Source organism: Faecalimonas nexilis (assembly GCF_059731825.1).
On record NZ_AP029189.1, the window covers coordinates 982,784 to 1,007,880 of the forward strand.

Genomic DNA, 25,097 nt, shown 5'->3' on the forward strand with positions numbered 1-25,097 from the left:
ATAAAAAGGAGTTGTTAGAAATGGGTGCAAAACACGGTAACCTTTCAATTAACAGTGAAAATATTTTTCCAATTATAAAAAAATGGATGTATTCAGATCACGACATTTTTGTGCGTGAGTTGATTTCAAATGGTTGTGATGCGATCACAAAATTGAAAAAGTTAGATATGATGGGAGAATATCAACTGCCGGATGACTATAAAGCAAGCATCAAGGTAGTGGTAAATCCGGAAGAAAAAACATTGAAATTTATTGATACCGGTATTGGTATGACTGCGGATGAAGTAGAAGAATATATTACACAGATTGCATTTTCCGGTGCAACAGAATTTCTTGAAAAATATAAAGACAAGACAACAGAAGACGATATGATCGGACACTTTGGTCTTGGATTTTATTCGGCATTTATGGTAGCAGAGGAAGTTCACATTGATACATTGTCTTACAAAGAAGGTGCGGCTCCGGTACACTGGACATGTGACGGCGGCACAGAATATGATATGGAAGAAGGCAGCAAAAACACAGTTGGAACAGAGATCACGTTGTTCCTGAATGAAGAAAGTGTGCAGTTTTCGAATGAATATCGTGTGAGAGAAGTGATTGAAAAATACTGTTCTTTCATGCCGGTAGAGATTTTCCTGTCAAAAGAAAATGCAGAACAAGAATACGAGACAATTTTGGAAGAGGAATTGAAAGATGATGATGTCATCGTGGAACGTATTCATGAAGAAGCAAAGATGGAAGAAAAAGAAAATGAGAACGGCGAGAAAGAGATGGTGGAAGTTTCACCGGCAGTAGATAAAGTGAAAATCAACAAACGTCCGGTTTCTCTGAGTGATACAACTCCACTTTGGACAAAACATCCAAATGACTGTACAAAAGAGGATTATATCGAATTTTACCGCAAAGTGTTTATGGATTACAAAGAGCCATTGTTCTGGATCCATCTGAATATGGATTATCCATTCAATTTGAAAGGTATTTTGTATTTCCCGAAAATCAACACAGAGTATGATTCCGTGGAAGGAAAGATTAAATTATACAATAATCAGGTATTTATCGCAGATAATATCAAAGAAGTCATTCCGGAATTCCTGATGCTGTTAAAAGGTGTGATTGACTGTCCGGATCTTCCGCTGAATGTATCACGTAGTGCATTGCAGAACGACGGATTTGTAAATAAAATCTCAGATTACATTTCAAAGAAAGTGGCAGATAAGCTTACAGGAATGTGTAAGACCGACAGAGAATCTTATGAAAAATACTGGGATGATATCAGCCCATTTATCAAATTCGGCTGCTTGAAAGATGAAAAATTCTGTGACAAGATGAGTGATTACATTTTATTCAAAAATATTGACCATGAATATTTGACACTCAAAGACTGCATTGCAAAAAATGGCGGTGCAGAAGAGACGAAGGCTGAAGAAGAAAAGACAGAGGCATCAGAGGGCGAAAATACAGAAGAGAAGAAAGTAACAATTTACTATGTGACAGACGAACAACAGCAGAGCCAGTACATTAATATGTTCAAACAGGAAGGTTTGGATGCAGTGCTGCTGACACATAATATTGATTCTCCGTTTGTGACACAGCTTGAGCAGCGCAATGAGAATGTACAATTCCAGCGTATCGATGCAGATTTGACAGACACATTCAAAGAAGAAGTTGCAAAAGAGGAAGAAGAAGCATTCAAGGCAGATACAGAGACATTGACTGATGTATTCCGCAAAGCATTGGAAAATGACAAGCTGGAAGTTAAAGTAGAGAAGCTGAAAAATGAAAATGTGGCATCTATGGTAACATTGTCAGAGCAGTCACGCCGTATGCAGGAAATGATGAAGATGTACAATATGTACGGAATGGATCCATCTATGTTCGGAACAGATGTGACACTTGTATTGAATGCAAATCATCCATTGGTACAGTATGTACTCAAAAATAAAGATGGAGAACATGTACCAATGTTCTGTAAACAGTTATTTGACCTTGCAATGTTGAGTAACAAACCGTTGAATCCGGAAGAAATGACAGCGTTTATCAACAGAAGCAACGAGATTATGATGTTATTGGCAAAATAATAAGAGAAATAAAAGATGCGCAAATCCACAGGTGGGTTTGCGCATTTTGTGGCTATGGAATAAATTTAGAAGAATTGGAGGATTGTGATGGAGATTAGAAAGTATCAGGCAGAAGATTTGGAAGAAATTGTGCAGCTCTTTTATGAGACAATTCAAACTGTGAATCGAAAAGATTATTCGCAGGAACAGGTGGAAGTGTGGTCAAACCGATGTGAGAATCTTAGAAAAAATAAAACATTTTTTGAAAAACTTTATACAGTCGTTGCCGTAGAGGGAGAGAAGATTATAGGATATGGAAACATAGACAGAACAGGATATTTGGACCATCTGTTTGTGCATAAAGATTTTCAAAATCAAGGTGTGGCAACGGCAATCTGCGATGAGTTGGAACAGCATGCCAAGAAATTTGGGCTTCAAAAGATCAGCGTACATGCTTCCATTACGGCAAAACCGTTTTTTGAAGGACGAGGATATGTGTTGGAAAAAGAGCAGCAGGTGGAGCTGGAAGGTGTGAAGCTGAAAAACTATGTGATGGAAAAATCATTTTTAGATAGGCAAGATGGAGAAAATAGAGTAAAATGAGAGTATAAAGAAAGCAATACGTTGGGAAACAGGAGGTGTAAATCTATGAGGAAACTATTTAGAATCACCTTGGTAACATTCATGTTACTTAGTCTGTTTGGATGTTCGCAGAAAGAACCGTCAGAGGTTAAGAAGCATGTGGAAACTGATTTTTTGGAAGAACAGAAAGTCAGAGAAGACGAAGCAACCGTAATTAGTACTTATGATGTGACTGATCCGGAATTCGTTGAAGAGTATTCTGAACAGAATAAGCTGGTAACGAAAGTTAAATATTATGAAATGAGTGATGGTACATGGAGGACAGACACGCATACATATAAATATAGACTGGAGATAACAGGAAGAATGAATGGAGCAGCTAAAGATCGTACATTTGTTTTCCTAAGTAACCTAGAGGATATTACGTTTGGACAGGCGTGGAAAGCAAGTGGACTAAGCAGTAATACGGCTGACTATTTCGAGGAAGAGGAAGCAAAACTTGTGGCTGTGAAATAGAATAGGTTATCGTAGGAGCGAAGTGGAAAGACAATCCTATGATTATTATCAAAAAGCTCTTTGTAATGGCTCGCATATTGCATATTTGGTTTTTGACGAAAACTGTGTTGTTGGTGCGGGTGGTGTTAGCTTTTTTCAAGTAATGCCGACCTATAACAACCCAAGCGGAACTAAGGCATATATAATGAATATGTATACAAAGCCTGAATACAGAAGGAATGGCATTGCTTATAAAACATTAGATATGTTGATTAAAGATATTAAAGGCAAAGGCATTTCAGCCATTTCATTAGAGGCGACGGAGATGGGGAATACCAAAACTTGAGTCTGGGGAAGGTGGTAGTGTATGAAAAAAATTGGAATGGTGCTGTGCATATTTCTTTTTATGATTTCTATGACAGCGTGCAGTTCATCAAAAAATAACCCAGTTCATTTAGGCGTGAATGCAGTAATTACAGAAATTGATGAGGGAAACAGCACGATAACTGTAAAAGACGGTGCAGAAGAAGGCATTTTAGGTAAAAACTGTCTTATTGATTGTTCATCCATTCCTATGATTTACTGTGATTATGATACAGGACAAGTTGTAAGTATATCATTTGAGGATTTACAGGTTCAGGATGAAATCATTTTGAGTATTCGAAATTCAGAAATAGAGAATTCTAAAGACGAGGACGATAATGCAAGGACGCTCAAGGTTGAACAGTTGCAACTGAGTACGCAAAGAATGAAATAGTGATTTGTCTAGGAAGATAGAAAAAAGTGATTTTAGAATATTGAAAACGTGGAGGGATGGACTATGGGAGTTGTAGACGAGAAAGATTATATTATGCGAATGATAAAAGAAATGGTACAAGTATTGTTTTCTTTGGTATTTGGGAAGAAATATGTTTCTGTCGAATTAGAAGACGAAAATAAATATGAAGTCTCAGGGAATACGCTGAAATATTTTTTCGATATGATTGACCAGGGAGATATAAACGAAGCTGAGAATCTTTTGCTGGAAGATCTCGATTATACAAATAAAGAAGAAGTCATGGCGGCGGCATTTTTTTATCAACATCTAAGTCAAAAAGACGATGATTTTTTGAGAAGAAATGATTACACGAAAGAAGAAGTGCTTTTTGGGTTTAAGCAGTTACTTGAAAAATCCGGATATAAGGACTTAATTCGTTTAATAGGACGTGTTGATGAGGAAGAACGATAAGGTGCGAAAACACTCATTTTACCACGAATGAATGAAAATAAAAAGTAATAGAGATACCGTGACCTCTATTACTTTTTCATCTTATAAGACTTCTGCGCTAATCTCTTTTTTCAAAAAGAATCTTTGAACCATCTGATCCCATGCTTCTTCCAAAGACTTATCCAAAGTGAAGAGTCTCATGGAAGTTCCGGTGACGCAGGTAAGATTCTGACCATCATATTTCAGATTGAGATACAATCCCTGCACATCTTGTGGCTGGAAATTCAGTTCCTGCTGTTTCAGTAATCTTTCAATATTCGCCTCTGACAGTCCGAATACAAAGCGAAAACTGAGGGGAGTTTTTTTACCCTTGATCAAAGAAAATGCGTACTCTCTAATATCTTTCCACAAAGAATAATCTCGGGAAGGAGCCAGGTCTTTCTCAAAAAAATCTTTTTTGAGAAATCCATTAATGGAAAATGTATTATAGGTGACAATTTCTCCTTCTATGAATAAAAATGAGTCGAAGGTGTCCGATAATAACAGCTTGGACATACATTCTTTTACTTCCGGTAATTTTAATGCAATCATGAGAACCTCTCCTTTTCATTCTTTTTCAAGAAATATATTCCGGCAATCAGTGTAATGAATTCAGCAAGCGGTACAGATACCCAGATTCCAATGACTCCGATAAGCGGAGGCAGCACAAATACAAAGATAATTGCAAGTACACACCCTCTGGAAAGACAGAGGAACAATGAAAGCTGTGGTTTTACTGTAGATTGAAAATAGCCAATGATAAACATATTCAATCCGATTACAAAGAATCCAACAAAATAAATACGAATTGCAGTGGATGAAAGCGCAAGTATTTGTTCATTTGGATTCATAAAAATATAAGTAAACAAATTTGGTACGATCAATCCTAAAATAGCCGGAACGGAGCAGATGATAAATGCAGTTTTCAGTCCCAGTTTTTTTACAGTCTCAATACGATCAATAAGCCCTGCACCATGATTGGTTGAGATGATCGGCTGAGAAGCCTGGTTGATTCCGTTACACAGGCAGATGACTACAATAGCGGTATTTGTAATGACACCATACATGCTCACACCGATATCGCCAATATATTTTAAAATCTGTAAGTTGAAAACAAACATAACAATTCCGGACGAGACTTCCACAAGAAAGCTTGTAAATCCATTTTTGTAGATACTTGTGATGAATACAGGTGAAAATTTCTTTAAGCTAAAATGCAGTCCGTTTGACTTAGAGCGAAAATGGAACAGCAAAATAACAGTTGTAAGTACGGATCCAAGCACACTTGCAATTGCTGCTCCTGCCATGCCCATTTTACAAGGAAATACAAAAACAATATCTAAAACAACATTCAGGACACCGCCGGATACAACGGCAATCATGGAAAGCTTTGGTGCACCATCATTTCTTACAAAGGTTTGTAGAAAAGTGGAGAATGCAAAAAAGCCAAGTCCCAAGATCACGTACGGCGCGTAATTGAGTACATAAGGCATTGTTACATCTGTTGCGCCAAGAAAACGTGCGATCGGTTCCATGAAATTTAAAAATAGAATCATGTATAAAATACAGGTGATGGCATTCAAAAGTACTGCGACAGAAAAATAACAGTTTCCGGTCTGAGTATCGCCTTTTCCGCGGGCGATTGACATTAAGACAGAACCGCCGACACCAAATAAAAGTCCGGTGCCAAAGAAAATATTAAACAGCGGGAGGATGATATTTAATGCAGCCATAGCATCAATGCCAATTCCTTTCCCGATAATAATTGTGTCAGCAAGTACATAAATAGACGTTACCATCGTTCCGCAGATAGAAGGAATGAGGTAACGAAAGAATAATTTTCGTACTGGCTCGGTTGTAAGTGTGTTTGTCAGCATAAAAAATCTCCTTTAAATAAAATCCAATAATGGTATTATAGCAGATACGTTGACTTTTGGAAACCAAAACAGTATCATGAAAGTTAAACAGCAATAAAAGGAGTAAAAAGCATGCAACAGACAAACTATATAGATAACTTACTTTCGCTTATCAGGAAGGCAACCTCACAGTTTCATACAGTGGAAGCAGTGAAAGATCAGTTAGCAAAGCAGGGATATGAGGAACTGTGTTGGAAAAACAACTGGAATTTGCAAAAAGGCGGGAAATATATGGTGATTCATCATGGCTCCAGTATTTTTGCATTTACGATCGGGAGTCGTTTTCAAGAAAAAGAGAGTTTCCGAATTGCGGCAGCACATGGGGATTTTCCGGGATTTCGTATCAAACCAAATCCGGAGGTGACTACAGAAAAATATGTACAACTTAATGTGGAGAGTTATGGCGGGGTGAATTTGTCAAGTTGGCTGGATCGTGGACTGTCTGCCGCAGGACGTGTCGTCTTAAAATCTGATGATGTATTTCGTCCAAAAGTTAGTCTCGTTGATCTCGAGAAAACATTATTTACGATTCCGAATATTGCGATTCATCTGGAACGAGAGATGAATAAGGGCGTAGAATTGAATAAGCAGACACAGATGCTTCCGATTGTGGGAATCTTGGAAGAAGAGGTGGATAAAAACTGCTTTTTGAGTGCGCTTGCGGAAAAGCTTCAAGTGCAGGTGGATGAGATTTTGGATTATGAATTGAATCTGTATAATGCAGACAGGGCAGAGAAGATAGGATTGCACGAAGAATTCCTCTCGGCGCCGAGACTGGATAATCTCACGTCTGTTCAGGCGCTTGTCGATGGAATTTTAGAAGGTGAACGAAAAGAAGGGCTGAATGTGATCGCGATATTTGATCATGAGGAGGTCGGCAGCAGGACAAAGCAGGGAGCCGGATCTATGATGCTTCCGTATTTGCTGGAGAAAATTTATCTTTCACTTGGAGGGTCTGAACAGATGTACAAGAATGCACTTGCGGAGGGGCTTTTAATGTCTGTGGATGTCAGTCATGGATTTCATCCAAGCTATGGGGGAAAATATGACCCGACAAATAAGAATATGTTGAATCAAGGGTTCTGCATTAAAGAAGCATGCTCACAAAGCTATGCAACAGACAGTGAAGCGGTCGGAATCGTGCAGCAGATTTGTGAAAAAGAACAGATTCCGTATCAAAAATTTGTAAATCGTTCGGATGTGACGGGGGGCGGAACACTCGGTTCAATCGCATCGGCGATGCTTCCGGTGAGAACGGTAGATTTGGGTGTGCCGTTGCTTGCAATGCATTCCAGCAGAGAACTGATGGGAGCAAAAGATCAGGAGAGTCTGACCAGATTTATCAAGGCATATTTTAGTTTATAGGAGAAAAGATGAGAGAAAATCAAACTACAGAGACAACAGTAAGATTGAATAAGTTTTTGAGTGAGGCAGGCGTCTGTTCCAGAAGAGAGGCAGACCGTCTGATTGAAAACGGGAAAGTGACCGTGGATGGAAAGCGTGCAGAGATGGGAATGCGTGTCAGTCCTTCCCAGAGAGTGTGTGTAGGCAAGAAAGAAGTGCGGCAGAAAAATGAGATGGTGCTGCTTGCGGTCAACAAGCCGGTTGGAATCGTCTGCACAGAAGAAAAAAAAGAAAAAAACAATATTATTCGGTTTTTGAATTATCCGACAAGGATCACATATATCGGAAGGCTTGATAAAGATTCAGAAGGGCTGCTTTTGATGACAAATAATGGAGACATTATCAATAAGATGATGCGCGCAGGAAATCAGCATGAAAAGGAATATAAAGTTACAGTCAATAAGCCGGTGACAAAAGAATTTATTGAGAAGATGGCAGAAGGTGTGCCGATTCTTGATACGGTCACGAGAAAATGTAAGGTGGAGATGCTCGGAAAATATAAATTCCGGATTATTTTGACACAGGGACTCAACAGGCAGATTCGCCGGATGTGTGAATATCTTGGCTATAAAGTGACAAGACTGGAACGTATCAGGGTAATGAACATCACACTTGGAGAGTTAAAGCCGGGGGAATACCGGAAGGTGACGGAAGCAGAAATTCAAAAATTATATGAATTGATTAAGGATTCTTCCAATGAGACGGTGATCCCAAAGAAACAAGAACAATGAGGTAGAAAGCATGGAACAAAAAAAACAGCGTATGCAGGAACTGGTACAATTGCTGAATGAGGCAGGAAAGGCATATTATCAGGGAACTGCGGAGATTATGAGCAACTATGAATATGACAAACTTTACGATGAGTTACTTGCGTTGGAAAAAGAACTGGGAATTACATTGGCATCAAGTCCTACAGTCAATGTAGGATATGAGGTGCTAAGTGAGCTTCCGAAAGAACGGCATGAAAAACCGATGCTTTCTTTAGATAAAACGAAGGAAGTGTCGAAATTAAAAGAATTTCTGGGAAGCCAGAAAGCAAGGATTTCCTGGAAATTAGATGGGTTGACCATAGTGCTGACATATCAGAATGGAACTTTACAAAAAGCAGTAACAAGGGGAAATGGAGAGGTCGGAGAGGTTATCACTAACAATGCGAAGGTATTTAAGAACCTGCCGCTTCATATCTCTTATCAGGGAGAATTGATTCTGCGTGGAGAGGCCATCATCGGCTATCGTGATTTTGAAAAAATCAATGAAGAGATTGAAGATGTAGATGCAAAGTATAAAAATCCAAGAAATCTGTGCAGCGGTTCAGTACGCCAGCTGAATAATGAGATTACTGCAAAAAGAAATGTGAAGTTCTTCGCATTTTCACTTGTAAAAGCAGATGACGTAGACTTTAAGAATTCCAGAATTTATCAGATGGAATGGTTAAAAGAACAAGGATTTGAAGTGGTGGAAGGATATGAGGTCACAGCTGGCACGATTGAAGAGCGTGTGAAATTTTTTTCGGAGAAGATTGCAGACAATGATTTTCCGTCAGATGGTCTGGTGCTTGTATATGATGACATTGCATATGGGCAGTCGCTTGGTACAACCTCCAAGTTCCCGAGAGATTCCTTTGCGTTCAAATGGGCAGATGAAATCAGGGAGACAACTCTTTTAGAGATTGAGTGGAGTCCGTCAAGAACAGGGCTTATTAATCCGGTTGCAATTTTTGAACCGGTGGAACTGGAAGGGACGACGGTGAGCCGTGCGAGTGTTCACAATATCAGCATTATGGAAGAATTAGAGCTTGGCATTGGCGATACGATCGCAGTCTATAAAGCAAACATGATCATTCCGCAGATTGCAGAAAACCTGACGCGAAGCGGTGTGAAAGATATTCCTGAGGAATGTCCGGTCTGTCATGGTAAGACAGAGATCCGAAAAGTCAGTGATGCAAAGGCGCTCTACTGTACGAACGAAGAGTGCGGGGCAAAGCATCTGAAATCATTTGCGCTGTTTGTGAGCAGAGATGCGCTTAATATTGATGGACTTTCAGAGGCGACATTAGAGAAATTTATCGCAAAGGGATTTATCAATCATTATTCAGATATTTTTCATTTGGAGCAGTATGAAGATGAAATTAAATCCATGGAAGGATTTGGTGAAAAATCTTATGTAAATCTACAAAAAAGTATTGAAAAAGCACGTGTGACAACACTGCCAAAACTCATTTACAGTCTTGGAATAGCGAATATCGGACTTGCCAACGCAAAGGTAATCTGTAAAGAACTGAACTTTGATATAGAGAAAATGCTTCGTGTTACAGAGGAAGAATTGAGTGAAATATCGGGAATCGGTCCTGTGATTGCGAAAGCGTTTGTTTCCTATTTTGCAAAAGAGCAGCATGTGGAAGAATTCCGAAGACTTTTAACAGAATTGGAGATACCAAAGGAAGAAGAGAGCAAAGAGGCTCAGATTTTTGAAAATATGAACTTTGTAATTACAGGAAGTGTGGAACATTTTGCAAATCGAAATGAAGTAAAGGCTGTAATTGAAAGTAAAGGAGGAAAGGTGACGGGCTCTGTCACTTCTAAGACAAACTATCTGATTAATAATGATATAGAGTCAACTTCTTCAAAAAATAAAAAAGCGAGAGAGCTGGGGGTTCCGATTATCTCAGAAGAGACATTTTTAAAAATGCTGGAAGGTGAATAAAGAATGCAGATAGAAGAACTCGTTCCATTTTGGGCGAAACTTACAAAAGAAGAACAAGAGGAACTGAAAAACAGGATACTGGTACAGAATGTGAAAAAAGGAACCATTATACACAATGGTTCGGAGGACTGTACAGGGTTGATCATTGTGGAAGAAGGACAACTTCGCGCATATACGCTGTCGGAAGACGGGAAAGAGATCACATTATACAGAATGTTTCAAAGAGATGCCTGTCTTTTTGCGGCATCCTGTATTATGAATAATATTCAGTTCGAGGTGATTATAGAGGCGAGAGAAGATTCTAAGGTTCTGACAATACCGACCTCTGTTTATCAGAATTTGATACATACCTCTCTTCCGGTTGCAAATTTTACAAACGACCTCATGGCGTCGAGATTTTCAGATGTGATGTGGGTGATGGAACAGATTTTAAATAAAAGTGTGGATGTGAGACTTGCCGCACTGCTTGTGGAAGAGATGGAGATTACAGGAGAGAGCATGCTGAAAATGACACATGAAGAGATCGCTCACCATCTGGGAACGGCAAGAGAGGTGATTACCAGAATGCTGAAGTATTTTCAGAAAGAACAGCTTGTCAGCCTGTCGCGCGGGAGCATTGAAATCATAGATGAAGATCGTCTGTATGAACTTGCGAAAGACAGTAGAAGATAAAGTGTGACAATGTCACAGAAAGAGAATGTCATATCTTGTATGATAGAGTCATCAAGAAACAGAAAATTATATTGTAGGAGGAAATAGATATGTCAGTAATGAAAGTAACAAACAGCAACTATACACAAGAGGTTTTGGAATCAAATGTCCCGGTATTAATTGACTTTTTCGCAGACTGGTGCATGCCTTGCAAGATGTTTGCGCCAATTGTAGATGAGGTGGCAGCAGCACATGAAGGAAAAGTAAAGGTCGTAAAAATCAACATCGATGATGATCCGGAACTGGCTCAGGAGTATCGTGTGATGAGCATTCCGACATTGAAGCTTGTGGATGCAAAAGAAGTGAAAGGAACCAATGTAGGAGCGATGTCAAAAGCAGAGCTTGAGAGCTGGCTGCTCGGACACGGTGTACAACTGTAGGAGATGTGAGATGGAAAATAAAAATTTTTATGATGTGATTGTCATCGGAGGCGGTCCCGGAGGATACGGGGCTGCGCTTTACACATCAAGGGCAAACTTAACCACGCTTGTAGTAGAAAAATTCGCTCCGGGCGGACAGATGGGGACGACAGAGATCGTAGAAAATTATCCGGGCTTTACAGAAGGAATCAATGGATTTGAACTTGGAATGCAGATGAAGCAGGGCGCAGAGCGGTTCGGCGTGGAGACAAAGATCGCGGAAGTGCAGAGTGTGGATTTAGAAAAACAGCCGAAAGTTATCGTTACATCAGATGGAACATACGAGGCGAAGACGGTTATTCTTGCAATGGGAGCTTATCCGAGAGAGCTTGGACTTCCAAATGAAAGAGAACTGAGAGGTCGCGGCGTATCTTACTGCGCAACCTGTGATGGAATGTTTTACAGAGGAAAGACAGTTGTGATCGTAGGTGGTGGAAATACTGCGGTTGCAGATGCTTTGTTTTTATCTAAAATCTGTAAAAAAGTATATCTGGTGCACAGAAGAGATGAGTTGAGAGCATCCAAGACATATATGGATTCCCTGAACGAGGCAGAAAATCTGGAATTTATCTGGAATTCAGAAGTGGTGGAAGTGCTTGCAGATGATCTTGTCACCGGAGTGAAAGTGAAAAATAAGGAAAATTGCGAAGTGTCTGAAATTGATTGTGACGGAGTGTTTGTTGCAATTGGAAATGTGCCAAACACAGAGCTTGTCAAAGGACAGATTGACCTCGATGAAGGAGGGTATGTGCTCGCAGACGAGACGACACGGACCAATATTCCGGGAGTGTATGCGGTTGGAGATTTGAGAAAGAAACCGCTCCGGCAGATTGTGACGGCGGTGGCGGACGGTGCGGTGGCATCGAAGTATATTGAGGAATACATTGCGGTGGGAGAATAGCTCTCACCGTTTTTAGTTTATAAAAAGTTCACTTGTGTGATAAGAATATCTCATATATAATAAAATCATATGTAGGAAAGAAGGGATAACTATGGCAGAAAAAGATAATATAAATGAGATGGATATAGATATAGACAGCGAGAAAAAAGAAGTTCCGGAAGTAGTGAAGGAAGAGAAAAAAGAGAATGAAGAGTATGAGAAATTCTGTTTTATGTGCCACAGACCGGAGAGTGTTGCAGGAAAGATGATCGATCTCCCGAATGATATTTGCGTTTGTTCAGACTGTATGCAGAAAAGTTTTGATATGATGAACAATAATAAGTTTGATTTAAGTCAGCTGATGAATATGCCGGGCGTACAGTTTTTAAATTTGTCGGACATGGAGAATATGATACCAAAAAGGCAGCAGGTGAAGAAGAAAAAGCCGGAAGAAAAGAAGGCGGAACCTGTGTTTAATATCCGTGACATTCCGGCACCGCATAAGATTAAAGCACAGTTAGACGATTATGTGATTGGACAGGAATATGCAAAAAAGGCAATCTCAGTGGCTGTTTATAACCACTACAAGCGAGTTGCGACAAATACGATGGATGAGATTGAGATTGAAAAATCCAATATGTTGATGATCGGACCAACCGGAAGCGGTAAGACATATCTTGTAAAGACACTCGCGAGACTTTTAGATGTACCGCTTGCGATCACAGATGCGACATCATTGACAGAGGCAGGATATATTGGTGATGATATTGAAAGCGTGGTTTCCAAATTGTTAGCGGCAGCGGACAATGATGTGGAAAAAGCAGAGCGTGGAATTATCTTTATTGATGAGATTGACAAGATTGCAAAGAAGAAAAATACGAACCAGAGAGATGTCAGCGGAGAATCCGTACAGCAGGGAATGTTAAAATTGTTGGAAGGAAGTGACGTGGAGGTGCCGGTAGGCGCGAACAGCAAGAACGCAATGGTGCCGCTCACGACGGTCAACACGAAAAATATTCTGTTTATCTGTGGGGGAGCGTTCCCGGATTTGGAACAGATCATCAAAGAGAGATTGAATAAACAGGCATCGATGGGATTTATTGCAGATTTGAAGGATAAATACAACAATGATAAAGATATTTTGTCGAAAGTAACAGTGGAGGATATTCGCAATTTCGGAATGATTCCGGAATTTATCGGGCGACTTCCGATTATCTTTACCCTTCAGGGATTGGATGAAGACATGCTTGTCAAGATTTTAAAAGAGCCAAAGAATGCAATTTTAAAACAGTATCAGAAGCTTTTGGAACTTGATGAAGTAAAATTGAACTTTGATGAGGAAGCATTGCATGCGATTGCAAGAAAGGCGATGAAGAAAGATACCGGAGCGAGAGCGCTTCGCTCAATCATTGAGGAATTTATGCTCGATATTATGTATGAGATTCCGAAAGATGACAATATTGGTCAGGTTACTATCACAAAAGAATATATAGAAGGAACGGGCGGTCCACTTATTGCGATGAGAGGACAGGAGCTGATTACCGGCTAAGATTCAGGGGTGGAAAAATAAATTTTCTGCCCCTGATTTACGGTTGCCTGAAAAAGAAAAAAGTGCACAAAAAAAGTGAAAAAAGTGGTTGTAAAATGTTCAAAACAGGTGTAAAGTGTAGTTTAGATTTGGCAAAAAAGAAAGACAGAAAGAGAAAAGGAGTGTGGAGTTTATGGAAGGTTACAGTTATTTGTTAGATCTGGCAATTATTTTGCTTTCGACGAAAGTGCTAGGACTTGCTACACGTAAAGTACAGATGCCACAGGTCGTGGGAGCACTATTGGCAGGATTGCTGTTAGGACCGGCGGCATTGGGATGGATCACAGAGACCAACTTTATTCATGAGGTAGCAGAGATAGGTGTTATTGTATTGATGTTCTGCGCCGGTATGGAGACAGATATCAAGGAGTTAAAAGAAAGTGGGAAAGCTTCTTTTATAATTGCATTATTTGGTGTGGTTGTTCCGCTTATTGGGGGATTCGCGGCAGCTTGGTTCTTCAATAGACCTGACTTGATCGCATCAGATGCATCCTGCTCAATCTTTTTACAGAATATTTTTATCGGTATCATTTTAACGGCAACATCGGTAAGTATTACGGTTGAGACATTAAAAGAGCTTGGAAAGTTAAAGACACGTTCGGGAAATGCAATTTTAGGAGCTGCCATCATAGATGATATTCTTGGAATCATTGCGCTGACAATCGTGACAAGCATGGCAGATTCTTCTGTAAATGTTACGGTAGTGCTGTTAAAGATTTTAGGTTTCTTCGTATTTTCGGGAATTATCGGAGTGATTTTTTACAAAGTATACAAACGATGGACAGAATCTTCCGAGAAGGGATTGCAAAGACATGCGATTATTGCGTTTGTGTTCTGTTTGCTGATGGCATATATTGCGGAAGTTGTATTTGGAGTAGCTGATATTACAGGTGCATTTATTGCAGGATTGATTATCTCGAATACAAACAAATCGATGTTTGTGCGAATTAAGTTTGATACGATTTCTTATATGTTGTTGTCGCCGGTATTCTTTGCAAGTATTGGATTGAAAGTAGTGCTGCCAGAGATGACACCGGCGATTATCTGGTTCTCAGTGGTGCTTGTCATTGTGGCAATCGTTACAAAAGTAATCGGCTGTGGAATTGGAGCAAAGGTATGTGGTTACCAGAATTATCAGGCAAAAAGAATCGGAGTTGGTATGATTTCCCGTGGTGAAGTGGCGCTGATCGTTGCAAGTAAGGGAACGGCGCTTGGACTTCTCGGGGGCAATTTCCTTGGACCGGTTGTCATCGTTGTAATTTTTACGACCATTATCACACCGGTGTTGCTGAAAATTGTATTTAAAAAGGCACCTCCGATTCCGGTAAGTGAGACGATTACGGAGTCAGAAAGTCTGGCAAAAGAGTTGGAACAGGTGATGAAATCCCGTGGAGAAGAACGAAAATAGGTTGGAAGCCGGCATAGAAATATGTCGGCTTTTTGCATGAATCACAAAGTGTTTCATATATTAGATAAAAAATGATGGAGCGATTATGCCGCAGGAAGAGATTTGCAGAAATCGAATCATATCCGAAAATTATCGGGATTTTATTGTGAACCAGCTCAGAGGAAATATATTTGACTCTATTTCTTCAGAAGAACTTTGCGAACAGAGTATGGAATACTTATATAAAACAATCTATGTAGATGGAACGATGGCAGATCCCATTAATTTTGAAAAATATACGTACAATTCGGTGCCGAAGTGCTTTACCCTGATTGATACAGAGGCGTTAAGCCAGTCTGGAATCTTACAGATACAGAATTATCCCACATTGGGACTGAAAGGAAATGGAGTGCTGGTCGGATTTATAGATACCGGAATTGATTATGAAAATCCTGTTTTTCGAAATATTGACGGAAGTACCAGAATTTTGGGAATCTGGGATCAGAGTATTCAGGATGGACAGCCGCCGCAAAACTTTTTGTATGGAACAGAATACACGAAGGAGATGATTGATGCGGCTCTTAGTAGTGATAATCCAAAAGCGCTTGTTCCAACTCAGGATGAAAGCGGGCATGGGACTTTTCTTGCAAGTGTTGCAGCAGGCGGAGCTGATGTGGAAAATCAGTTTTTGGGAGCAGCGCCGGAGTCGAAGCTTGCGATTGTAAAGTTAAAACCGGCAAAAAAATATCTGAAAGAGTTTTACCTGATCACAGAAGAAAAAGAGTGTTATCAGGAAAATGATATCATGCTTGGAATGAGGTATCTGAATGAACTGGCGAATCGATATGATATGCCGCTAGTCATCTGTATTGCACTTGGCTCGAATATGGGAGGACATAATGCGACACTTCCAATCACAGGACTTTTAGAGATGTATGCCAATATAGCAAATCGGGCAGTTGTGATCGGGGGAGGAAACGAAGCGAATCAACGGCACCATTTTTATGGAAAAGCCGAGAATGTAAACGATATCAAAAAGGCAGAAGTCCGTGTGGACGGCGGAATGAAAGGATTTACGATGGAACTGTGGACGGACATCCCCAATATTGTGGCAGTCTCCATTATATCGCCTTCGGGAGAAAGAATTCCACGGGTGCCAATCCGTCGGGGAGTGATGGAGGTATATCGTTTTGTGTTTGAGGGAACGACTATTTTTATCAATTACAAATTACTTGTGGAAAAATCAAATTCGGAATTGATATTTTTTAGAGTAAAAGATCCGGCCCCCGGAATATGGACGATTTTTATAGAGCCTGTGGAGTTGGCAGATGGCGTGTTCCATATGTGGCTTCCGATCACAGAACTTTTGGAAGGAGAAGTTTATTTTCTGCAGTCAAATCCGGATTATACGATCACGGAGCCTGGAAGTACGGTTTCCGGGATGACAGTTGGATATTATAATGGAGATGATAATAGTATTGCTATTCGATCGGGAAGAGGATATACTAGAAGTGAAAAAATCAAACCTGATTTTGTGGCTCCCGGAGTAAATGTAACGGGAGCAGCAATGCGGAATCAATTTACAGAGCGTACAGGTTCCAGTGTTGCTGTCGGGATTACGGCAGGAGCAGTTGCACTTATGCTGGAGTGGATTGTGTACCAGCTCGGGGAGAGCAGGATTGATTCCATACAGATTCGCAATCTTTTAGTTCTGGGAACAGATTGCAAGCCCGGCGAGACATATCCCAACCGAGAGTGGGGATACGGAGCTTTGAATCTATATGATGCATTTGATGCAATCAGGCGTATTTGACACATGAAGGGAGAAATGAAACATGGGAGACTTTTTTGAAGATTTAGGAAAACGAATTACAGAAACAGCAGGAGCAGTGACGAAAAAGACAGAAGAAGTTGTTGAGACACAGAAAATAAAAAGCCAGATCAGAGTGGAAGAACGAAATAAAGAAAGAGATCTGCAGCATCTTGGAAAGCTGGTTTATGACCGTTTCCAGAAAGGGGAAGTGATTGATACAGTATTTGTGGAGCTGTGCGAGGCTGTTGCACAACATGAAGACGCAGTTCAGTCCTATTTAAAAGAACTTGCGCAATTGAAGGGAATGGAACTTTGCAAGAACTGCAAAGGCGAATTGGAATCTGATATGGCATACTGTCCAAAATGTGGAACAAAAGTAGAAGAAGAGATACACTTTGACACAGAAGAAGCAGAAGAGACGACAGCAGATGAGGGGGTAGATGACTCAGCCATGCAGACAGTAGAGGAGACAGAGACGGTTTCAGAAGAGGAAGTATAGATGCTTGCTGTAATTTTGACGCTTTTGATAGGAACCTTATGTGGGATTGATTTATATTTGAAGTCATACATTGAGACTCATTACAAAGAGGGGGAAGAAAAGAAGATTCTCGGTGACACAATCTCAGTTCGAAAAGTGCATAACAAAGGGATGGCGCTGAATAAGGGAGAAGAACATCCAAAAAGAGTGCGAATGCTATCGGGGATTGTGACTGCGTTGCTCGTGTTGTATTATGTTTTTCTGTTTCGGAAGAAAGGCGGATGGATGCGCAAAAAGGGAATTGCACTTGCCATTGCAGGAGGAGTGAGCAATACTTACGATAGATTTGTGCGAAAATATGTAGTGGACTATTTCGGATTTTGCACGGAGTGGAAAAAATTCGAAAAGATCACGTTTAACTTGGGAGATATGTTTATCTTTCTTGGCAGTATTTTAGTTGTGATATCTGAGATTTTTTCAAAAAAGCGATAAGAAAGATAAGAAAAAAGATGAGACCCGCGGGAAATCGCGGGTCTTTGTGTGGGTTTAGCGCTCTAAAATCTTTGGAAGAACATTTTTCGGAGTATCTAGGAAAACAAGATTCGTTCTTACGTCTGAATAATGAGGATTCTGGTGAACCACTACAATGGAGTTCCCACGGAAGTATTTGATATAGTTTTTATATGTATAGGATTCCAATGAGGTTCCAAGAAGCAGCAGCACATCAGCTTTCGCAATTTCGTCAGCAATTTTAGCGATGATCTCATGGTCAAGCATTTCTCCGAATAGTTTTACGTTTGGACGGATGATATGCCCGCATTCTTCGCAGAGTGGAACAGACGGAGATGTTTTTACAAATTCGACAGGATATTCTTTCCCACAATGTGTGCATATGTTTTTGTGAATGGTCCCATAAATATTATATACATGTTTACAACCGGCTCTTTCAGAAAGAGAAAAACTATTTTTAGAAATAATGGTCTGCAATTTTTCCTGTTTTTCAAGTTCGGCAAGTGCGTAGAACGTTTCGCTTGGTTCAAGATCTTTGTCTAATATCTCAGACTTGTAAAACTTAAAAAACTTTTCCGGTCTGGTGCTGAAATAAGCGCTGGAATAGATATATTCCGGTGAGTCGCCGTATCTGTTCTCGATATCGTAGGCGACGTCAAGAGAGAGTATGCCCGGATATCCACATTCTTTTAAGATTCCAGAACCACACAGGGCAACTGTATATCTGCTGGAATCTAATATGTTTTTTAATGTTTGCAATTTTTTCTCCATAATAATCCCACCCTTACTTAAATAGTATGATTATATTGTCCTATGTTTTGTCAGAAAAGTCAATCAAATTCACAACTAATGTGTATGTATTTTTAACTATTTTCTAAAAGTAAAATGGATAATTGTGAGTAAACTAGAAAAGCTTTGGAGAGGCTCCAAAGCTTTTCTGATTACATTATATAGTTTACATTAACTGCCTGTTCCCCTCTTGGTCCTTGAGTAGTGTCAAAGGAGACTTGCTGTCCCTCTTCCAAAGTCTTAAATCCATTGAGAGCAATTCCGGAGAAGTGTACAAAGATATCCTTTCCGCTTTGTTCATTGGTGATAAATCCAAATCCTTTTTGTGAGTCAAACCATTTTACTGTACCTGTATTCATGTGAGGTACCTCCTAAATTATAATATTTGTAAATTAAATAGAAATAAAAAAACACATATTTTGGTAAGAAATCAAACGAGTTAATTGCTTACAAAAATATGTGATCAAATAAAACATCTAAATTACTCGTTTATCATACCATGCAATTTTTGAAATGTCAAGAAAATATTGAAAATTCTGAAAAAAGTCCTTCTGAAAAAAGTCATAGCCTCCCACATTGGAGTACTATGACTTTTCTTTTCCGTCGATGAGATATTCATAGGAAACATGGAAAATCTCAGTGAATGCTTTTAATTCCACATCTGTGACGTGACGTTTATTGGTCTCAATTCTGGTAATCACATTTTTATCCATATCATATCCATTCAGTTGAAGTTGGTAGGCTAAGAGCCGCTGTGACATATTGTGCTGGCGGCGCAGTTCGATGAGCCTTTGGCTGATCAGATTTTTCTCCCCGGTAGATGCTTTTGGTTTTGGCATATTTCTAATCCCTCCTACAAATAGTGTGCGTAAAAATATCTCATTTTTTGCACTTTTTTCTATTGAATTTTACATGGGATTAGAAATACGATCGGTTGTAAAAATGATACAAAAATAAGGGGAATGAAAGAAAGAAGAAACTAAATGCTGCAGATGCGATAGAAAATTGTTTATGTTGGCGTTGAGTAAAGTGAAGTAAATAGAGTATAATGTTGTCCATAAAGCAATGGAATTCAGAGACGGAGGCTTGTATATGAAACGAATATTAGTGATAGAAGATGACGAAATGCTGAATGCGGGACTTTGCTATAATCTTCAGATGGAAGGTTTTGAGGCGGCTCCGGCATTTGGAGCAAAGACGGCAAAAAAATTATGGAAAGAAAAATCATTTGACTTGATTTTGCTTGATGGCAATCTTCCGGACGGAGACGGATTTGCAGTCAGCAGAGAAATTCGAAAAGAAAGTAAAGTGCCAATTGTGTTTCTGACAGCGCGGGATATGGATGAAGATATGATTGAGGGCTTTGAAAACGGGGCGGATGATTACATTACAAAACCATTTAATATCAAAATTGTCATACAGCGGATTAAAGCAATCTTGAGAAGGTGTGAGGGCGATGACACGGTGGAGAAAGTGTTGCAGTGTGGAAATCTGGCAGTTGATTTTGAGAGCCACACGGTAAAAAAGCACGGAAAGCTTCTGACATTGACGCCCACAGAGTTTAAATTGCTGCACCGTTTCTGCCTGAATCCGGGACAGGTGTTGACAAGGCAGATTTTGTTAGAAAAGCTGTGGGATCAGGATGGTAATTTTGTGGATGAACATACATTGACGATCAATATCAGCAGGCTTCGTGCCAAAATTGCAGATGAAGAATATGCATATATTAAGACCATTTACGGGGTTGGATATAAATGGATAGGAGAAAGCCATGAGTAGAAGTGAATGGGTGACTATTGTGACAGCAATTGTTGTAGTTGTTATCATATCTGCCGGTCTATGGTTTTATTTCCGGCAGCGGTTTGTCAGAATGGCGGAAAAAGTGGAAGATGCCATTGATGCGATTATCGATGGGAGAGAACTCAAAACAGAAGAACTGAATAAGGATACCTTATTTTCGAAAATCCAGTTGAAGCTTGAGCAGTTATCCGAGGTGACAAAGTCTGCAGAGGAAAAGAATGTGAAGCAGAAAGAGGAGATACAAAAAATGGTATCAGATATCTCCCATCAGTTGAAGACGCCGATTGCCAATATCACGATGTACAATGACACGATTTTGAATCATGACCTTCCAGCAAAACAACAGTACCGGTTTCTGAAAATAATGCAAAAGCAAGTGGAAAAGCTGGATTTTCTTGTGCGCTCACTGATGAAAATGTCTCGTTTGGAGAACAGCATGATCAAGCTGAAAAAAGAGGAGAACAGTCTCTTTGATATGGTTGTGGAGGTTGTGGAGAATCTGTCGATTCCGATGGAAAAGAAGAAACTGGACCTTCAGATTGACTGTCCGAAAAACTTACGGATATGCTATGATCGGAAGTGGACAGCGGAGGCATTATTCAATGTAATGGACAATGCAGTCAAGTATACACCGGAATATGGAAAGATTCGGGTTGAGGCAGAGGTACTTGGAATGTTTGTACGTCTTTCAGTGAGTGACACCGGAATCGGAATTGCCCCGGAACATATGAATGATGTGTTTCAGCGGTTTTTCAGAGAGGAAAAGGTACACAATGAAAAAGGTGTCGGAATCGGTTTGTATTTGGCAAGAGAGATTATAACAAAGCAGGGCGGCTATATGAAAGTAGTGTCAAAGGAAGATGCAGGGAGTACATTTTTCATCTATCTGCCAAATGAGCAGGAAGAATTGTCTCAAAATTGAAATGATTCATCGGGCGTTTGAGATATTATTGAAATAATCAGATGCTAAGATAAAGACAGAATCAAGAAAAGGAGAGATGATGATGGCTGTTTTACAGACGATAGATTTAAAAAAATATTATGGGGAAGGAGAGAATCAGATCAAGGCATTGGATGGCATCTGTTTAGAGATAGAAGAGGGGAAATTCACTGCGATTGTCGGAACTTCTGGAAGCGGAAAATCTACACTTTTACATATGCTCGGAGGACTGGATACACCAACATACGGAAGAGTGATTGTGGGCGGAAAGGATATTTCTAAGATGAAACCGGATGAGCTTACGATTTTCAGAAGAAGAAGGATTGGATTTGTATTTCAGAATTATAATTTGGTGCCGATCTTGAATGTGTATGAAAATATCATTCTGCCAATTGAACTTGACGGGAACAGACCGGATAAAGGATATATTGACAACATTATTACATTGTTGGGGCTGGAGAAAAAGTTGACCAGCATGCCGAATAATCTGTCGGGTGGACAGCAGCAAAGAGTTGCGATTGCAAGAGCCCTTGCGACTAAACCTGCGATTATTCTTGCCGACGTAAACTGAACCCCATGTGCTTACTGTACATAGCGTATATACAGTAGGATTACATGACAATATAGGTACATGATACACAAGTAATGAGAAAAAATGTGTATGCAGTAGGAAGAAAGTATTGATATCTGGTATGAGGAAAGACATCCTTGTAGCAGGTTTTTTATTGTCAATAATAGACAGGTTTACAAGTAATATTTTGTTGGTATGTGTGAATAGCTTTTTGTTGGAGGATAGGGTAGTGTTGTAGTCGAAAAGGAAAGGAGAAATGTAAAATGAGTAAAGAACTTACAACAGAACAGAAGCTTATGCAGGCAACACAGTATGGACTATTGATTTATGCAGGACAACGGAAAATCCATGATGAGGATGAACGATTAAAGCTGGAAAAGATTGCAAACGAAATAGGAGAGTATTGGGGACTGGAAGAACCTGTAGCAGGTTATCCGGAACTTTTTGAGGAGATTACACTCCAGGGGCTTTGCAGATATGCTAGCGAAATGCAATATACGCATGGAGAAACAGAGCGGGAACGAATCAAAGAAGTATTGGATTTGGTGTATGAGATGAAGAAGCATTGGTCTGAATAAAGGCAACCGAATTAGACAGGAAGGGAGAAACCTCAAGGATTACTTTAGAACGTTAAGAAAGTGAAAGAACCATGGAATAATTTCAAAAGTTAAAAAGCAAATTAAAGAAAAGCCACAGCCTCATACAATGGAAGCTATGACTTTTCTTCTTTTCCCTCGATGAGATACTCATAGGAAACATGAAAGATCTCAGTAAGCGCTTTTAATTCTACATCTGTGACATAACGCTTATTGGTCTCAATTCTAGTAATCACATTTTTATCCATATCATACCCATTCAGCTGAAGCTGGTAGGCTAAGAGGCGCTGTGACATATTATGCTGGCGGCGGAGTTCAATGAGCCTTTGGCTGATCAGATTTTTCTCCCCGGTGGATGTTTTCGGTTTTGGCATATCTCTAATCCCTTCTGCAAATAGTGTTGACAGGTTCGTCTCACTTTTTGCACTTTTTCTGTTGATTTTACACGGGATTAGGAATACGATCGGTTGTAAAAGTGAGACAAAAAATATACCAAGATAGAATGATTGGGTTGGTTGGAGAAAAACGGAGAGAATAAGAAAGAGCGATATAACAAGAGAAATTTAAGAAGTGGCTACTTTTCCGGTTTAGAGAAGCTCGGAAAAGAATACGTTGATATCGGTGTGGAAGATTTTAGCAAGGGCAACAAGTTCCGATACCTTGATGTTCATACGGTTGGTTTCCAGCTTGGCATAAGTGCTTTTGGACATAGAACACACAGACTTATGGTTTTCTTTCGGGATATCATATGAATAAAAAGTACTGGATTACAATGTTGTTGGATGGAAGGGTGAGCGAAGCAAAGATATTGGATTTTTTGGATCTGAGTTATGATTTGATAGATCAGAAGAAAGATTGATTTGTAAATAAATTTGAATGGTGTGCAGGGGATGAGAAAATATGAAAGCAATAAATATATATATTCAAGAATACAAGAGAATATGGCCACTGAATTTGAAAATATTTTCTCACAAAGATCAAAAAAGTTAAATGTAAAAGTATAGGAGTTTCTTGCGATAAAAACTCTTGTTGACTTGTTGCTGGATATAAATATAGAAATAAAGCATTTTGAGAATATTTTTGCTTCCTTTACGATAGAACAGATTGGAAAAGAAACAGAGTAGATACCTTACTCATGAGGGAATATCTCTGTGGTTGGAGACAGGAACTATAGAGGCAGGTGGAAAACAGGCAGAGCTTACAAAAAATGAATTGCGGATCATGTATTATCTTTTTGAGCATGACGGAGTCATCTGTACAAGGGCAGATTTGATTGAATACTTATGGGATAATCGGCTCTACTCAGATACATCTTACCACAATGAGGAATTAAAGTCACTAACCCGTTATCGTTTTGATAAGGTCAAAGAACGGGCAAAATTGAAAAGTTCTGTTTCAAGACTTGTCTGTATTCTTTTCCCGGAGCTGGAAAGACTTGTTCCTACGCTTCATATGGCATCCGTCTATGCTTTGCTTTGTGGATTTCCAAGTGCAGATGCTGTTGCAAATGCACATCTCACAAGGCTTTCCAACCTACTCTTTGATAGTTCGAAAGGCAGATATGGAAAAGATACTGCTGTCATGTTTCGTGACGCTGCAAGAAGTTCTATCGGTTCTCATATGCCTGCCAAGTCTTTGAAACTAAAGCACACCATAAAACTTATTCGGGAATTAGCGATTGAGATTGACGAGATTGAAGCAGCCATCAAACGAATCATGGATGAAGAAATCCAATCGCCAATCTTTACCATTCCCGGTATCAGTTACCGGATGGGCGCAATGATCATCGCTGAGATTGGGGATTTCTCTCGTTTTATTCCGCAGATAAGATATTCGCATATGCAGGAATGTCTCCCTCCACTTATCAATCCGGACAGTTAGACAACTGTTATTCCCATATGGAGAAACGAGGTTCCAGATACTTCCGGTATGCCCTTTACAATGCCACAAAATATGTCTGTCACTGGGATAAATCTTTTGGTGCATATCTTGAAAAGAAACGATCGGAAGGCAAGCATTATAATGTTCCCATATCCCATGCCGCTAAGAAGCTTGTGCGATTGATTTTTGCAATGGAGAAATCAGGAAAAGCATATCTGCCAACTGCTTAATTTTTTTCTGTAAATATCTCCTTTTAGAGCACCTATAAAGATGCTCTTGTTGTCATACAGTTTTCAAGGTTCAAATATATCTGAAATGCATTTCTGCA

At 39.6% G+C, this 25,097-nt stretch carries 25 protein-coding genes and 5 pseudogenes; 23 read left to right on the plus strand and 7 right to left on the minus strand.

Annotated features, from left to right (window positions below):
• Positions 1-20 precede the first annotated feature (20 nt).
• The 6 genes and pseudogenes from htpG to AC6I5B_RS04880 all read left to right on the plus strand — a co-directional run bounded on the left by htpG (position 21) and on the right by AC6I5B_RS04880 (position 4,365).
• The gene (gene htpG, locus AC6I5B_RS04855) at positions 21-2,081 is read left to right on the plus strand and encodes a molecular chaperone HtpG (protein WP_044988131.1); all 2,061 of its coding nucleotides are present in this window, start codon (positions 21-23) and stop codon (positions 2,079-2,081) included.
• An 87-nt stretch (positions 2,082-2,168) separates the two neighbouring features.
• Entirely contained in the window at positions 2,169-2,663 is a 495-nt protein-coding gene (locus AC6I5B_RS04860; protein WP_004614630.1) for a GNAT family N-acetyltransferase, read from the plus strand.
• A 45-nt stretch (positions 2,664-2,708) separates the two neighbouring features.
• Positions 2,709-3,158 (plus strand): LptM family lipoprotein, encoded by a 450-nt coding sequence (locus AC6I5B_RS04865; protein WP_270651162.1) that lies wholly within the window; start codon positions 2,709-2,711, stop codon positions 3,156-3,158.
• Positions 3,159-3,174: 16 nt separating this feature from the next.
• Positions 3,175-3,483 (plus strand): annotated as a pseudogene (locus AC6I5B_RS04870) (GNAT family N-acetyltransferase); the annotation flags it as partial.
• Positions 3,484-3,504: 21 nt separating this feature from the next.
• Complete coding sequence (locus AC6I5B_RS04875; protein ID WP_497773647.1) at positions 3,505-3,894, plus strand: hypothetical protein; 390 nt, start codon at positions 3,505-3,507, stop codon at positions 3,892-3,894.
• Between the two features lie 63 nt (positions 3,895-3,957).
• Entirely contained in the window at positions 3,958-4,365 is a 408-nt protein-coding gene (locus AC6I5B_RS04880; protein ID WP_004615127.1) for a DUF6483 family protein, read from the plus strand.
• Positions 4,366-4,446: 81 nt separating this feature from the next.
• On the opposite strand, the gene AC6I5B_RS04885 is transcribed toward AC6I5B_RS04880, so the two are convergent.
• Positions 4,447-4,935 (minus strand): DUF5721 family protein, encoded by a 489-nt coding sequence (locus AC6I5B_RS04885; protein ID WP_022250562.1) that lies wholly within the window; start codon positions 4,933-4,935, stop codon positions 4,447-4,449.
• On the minus strand, positions 4,932-6,260 hold the full coding sequence (locus AC6I5B_RS04890) for an MATE family efflux transporter (protein ID WP_117787439.1): 1,329 nt from the start codon (positions 6,258-6,260) through the stop codon (positions 4,932-4,934). Before AC6I5B_RS04890 ends, AC6I5B_RS04885 begins: the two co-directional genes overlap by 4 nt.
• A gap of 111 nt (positions 6,261-6,371) precedes the next feature.
• Here AC6I5B_RS04890 and AC6I5B_RS04895 point away from each other — a divergent pair, with 111 nt between their 5' ends.
• The 11 genes from AC6I5B_RS04895 (at position 6,372) to lspA (ending at position 18,174) form a co-directional block, all read left to right on the plus strand.
• Positions 6,372-7,664 (plus strand): M18 family aminopeptidase, encoded by a 1,293-nt coding sequence (locus AC6I5B_RS04895; protein ID WP_071143730.1) that lies wholly within the window; start codon positions 6,372-6,374, stop codon positions 7,662-7,664.
• A gap of 8 nt (positions 7,665-7,672) precedes the next feature.
• Positions 7,673-8,434 (plus strand): 23S rRNA pseudouridine(2604) synthase RluF, encoded by a 762-nt coding sequence (gene rluF, locus AC6I5B_RS04900; RefSeq protein WP_144167361.1) that lies wholly within the window; start codon positions 7,673-7,675, stop codon positions 8,432-8,434.
• A 10-nt stretch (positions 8,435-8,444) separates the two neighbouring features.
• Positions 8,445-10,406: an NAD-dependent DNA ligase LigA gene (gene ligA, locus AC6I5B_RS04905; protein WP_497773648.1), complete on the plus strand. Its 1,962-nt coding sequence runs from the start codon at positions 8,445-8,447 to the stop codon at positions 10,404-10,406.
• A gap of 3 nt (positions 10,407-10,409) precedes the next feature.
• Positions 10,410-11,078: a Crp/Fnr family transcriptional regulator gene (locus AC6I5B_RS04910; RefSeq protein ID WP_004614621.1), complete on the plus strand. Its 669-nt coding sequence runs from the start codon at positions 10,410-10,412 to the stop codon at positions 11,076-11,078.
• 89 nt (positions 11,079-11,167) lie between these two features.
• A complete protein-coding gene (gene trxA / locus AC6I5B_RS04915; protein WP_022250564.1) occupies positions 11,168-11,497 on the plus strand; it encodes a thioredoxin in 330 nt (109 codons plus the stop codon).
• Between the two features lie 10 nt (positions 11,498-11,507).
• The gene (gene trxB, locus AC6I5B_RS04920) at positions 11,508-12,437 is read left to right on the plus strand and encodes a thioredoxin-disulfide reductase (RefSeq protein WP_004614619.1); all 930 of its coding nucleotides are present in this window, start codon (positions 11,508-11,510) and stop codon (positions 12,435-12,437) included.
• 91 nt (positions 12,438-12,528) lie between these two features.
• Complete coding sequence (clpX, locus tag AC6I5B_RS04925; protein ID WP_004614618.1) at positions 12,529-13,965, plus strand: ATP-dependent Clp protease ATP-binding subunit ClpX; 1,437 nt, start codon at positions 12,529-12,531, stop codon at positions 13,963-13,965.
• Between the two features lie 172 nt (positions 13,966-14,137).
• Positions 14,138-15,412, plus strand: coding sequence for a cation:proton antiporter (locus AC6I5B_RS04930; protein ID WP_004614616.1), 1,275 nt, complete (start codon positions 14,138-14,140; stop codon positions 15,410-15,412).
• Positions 15,413-15,497: 85 nt separating this feature from the next.
• Complete coding sequence (locus tag AC6I5B_RS04935; protein WP_004614615.1) at positions 15,498-17,204, plus strand: S8 family peptidase; 1,707 nt, start codon at positions 15,498-15,500, stop codon at positions 17,202-17,204.
• 22 nt (positions 17,205-17,226) lie between these two features.
• On the plus strand, positions 17,227-17,703 hold the full coding sequence (locus tag AC6I5B_RS04940) for a zinc ribbon domain-containing protein (RefSeq protein WP_004614614.1): 477 nt from the start codon (positions 17,227-17,229) through the stop codon (positions 17,701-17,703).
• Positions 17,704-18,174, plus strand: coding sequence for a signal peptidase II (lspA, locus tag AC6I5B_RS04945; protein ID WP_004614613.1), 471 nt, complete (start codon positions 17,704-17,706; stop codon positions 18,172-18,174).
• A gap of 54 nt (positions 18,175-18,228) precedes the next feature.
• On the opposite strand, the gene AC6I5B_RS04950 is transcribed toward lspA, so the two are convergent.
• The 3 genes from AC6I5B_RS04950 to AC6I5B_RS04960 all read right to left on the minus strand — a co-directional run bounded on the left by AC6I5B_RS04950 (position 18,229) and on the right by AC6I5B_RS04960 (position 19,820).
• A complete protein-coding gene (locus tag AC6I5B_RS04950; protein WP_004614612.1) occupies positions 18,229-18,963 on the minus strand; it encodes an SIR2 family NAD-dependent protein deacylase in 735 nt (244 codons plus the stop codon).
• Positions 18,964-19,133: 170 nt separating this feature from the next.
• Positions 19,134-19,340 carry a cold-shock protein gene (locus AC6I5B_RS04955; protein WP_004614611.1) on the minus strand — a complete coding sequence of 69 codons (207 nt, stop codon included), beginning with the start codon at positions 19,338-19,340 and terminating at the stop codon, positions 19,134-19,136.
• 225 nt (positions 19,341-19,565) lie between these two features.
• Positions 19,566-19,820, minus strand: coding sequence for a helix-turn-helix domain-containing protein (locus AC6I5B_RS04960; protein ID WP_004614610.1), 255 nt, complete (start codon positions 19,818-19,820; stop codon positions 19,566-19,568).
• A gap of 253 nt (positions 19,821-20,073) precedes the next feature.
• Between AC6I5B_RS04960 and AC6I5B_RS04965 the strand changes: the two genes are divergently transcribed.
• The 4 genes and pseudogenes from AC6I5B_RS04965 (at position 20,074) to AC6I5B_RS04980 (ending at position 22,870) form a co-directional block, all read left to right on the plus strand.
• The gene (locus tag AC6I5B_RS04965; protein WP_022250569.1) at positions 20,074-20,760 is read left to right on the plus strand and encodes a response regulator transcription factor; all 687 of its coding nucleotides are present in this window, start codon (positions 20,074-20,076) and stop codon (positions 20,758-20,760) included.
• The gene (locus AC6I5B_RS04970; RefSeq protein WP_004614607.1) at positions 20,753-21,703 is read left to right on the plus strand and encodes a sensor histidine kinase; all 951 of its coding nucleotides are present in this window, start codon (positions 20,753-20,755) and stop codon (positions 21,701-21,703) included. The genes AC6I5B_RS04965 and AC6I5B_RS04970 overlap by 8 nt, the downstream gene beginning before the upstream one ends.
• 82 nt (positions 21,704-21,785) lie before the next feature.
• A pseudogene (locus AC6I5B_RS04975) lies at positions 21,786-22,283 on the plus strand (ABC transporter ATP-binding protein); the annotation flags it as partial.
• 272 nt (positions 22,284-22,555) lie between these two features.
• A complete protein-coding gene (locus AC6I5B_RS04980) occupies positions 22,556-22,870 on the plus strand; it encodes a hypothetical protein (protein ID WP_004614604.1) in 315 nt (104 codons plus the stop codon).
• Positions 22,871-23,004: 134 nt separating this feature from the next.
• On the opposite strand, the gene AC6I5B_RS04985 is transcribed toward AC6I5B_RS04980, so the two are convergent.
• Both AC6I5B_RS04985 and AC6I5B_RS04990 read right to left on the minus strand, forming a co-directional pair.
• A complete protein-coding gene (locus AC6I5B_RS04985) occupies positions 23,005-23,262 on the minus strand; it encodes a helix-turn-helix domain-containing protein (protein ID WP_004840644.1) in 258 nt (85 codons plus the stop codon).
• A 213-nt stretch (positions 23,263-23,475) separates the two neighbouring features.
• A pseudogene (locus AC6I5B_RS04990) lies at positions 23,476-23,601 on the minus strand (helix-turn-helix domain-containing protein); the annotation flags it as partial.
• 2 nt (positions 23,602-23,603) lie between these two features.
• Here AC6I5B_RS04990 and AC6I5B_RS04995 point away from each other — a divergent pair.
• Both AC6I5B_RS04995 and AC6I5B_RS05000 read left to right on the plus strand, forming a co-directional pair.
• Positions 23,604-23,747: pseudogene (locus AC6I5B_RS04995) on the plus strand (MmcQ/YjbR family DNA-binding protein); the annotation flags it as partial.
• Positions 23,748-24,187: 440 nt separating this feature from the next.
• Positions 24,188-24,999: pseudogene (locus AC6I5B_RS05000) on the plus strand (transposase); the annotation flags it as partial.
• Positions 25,000-25,097 lie beyond the last annotated feature (98 nt).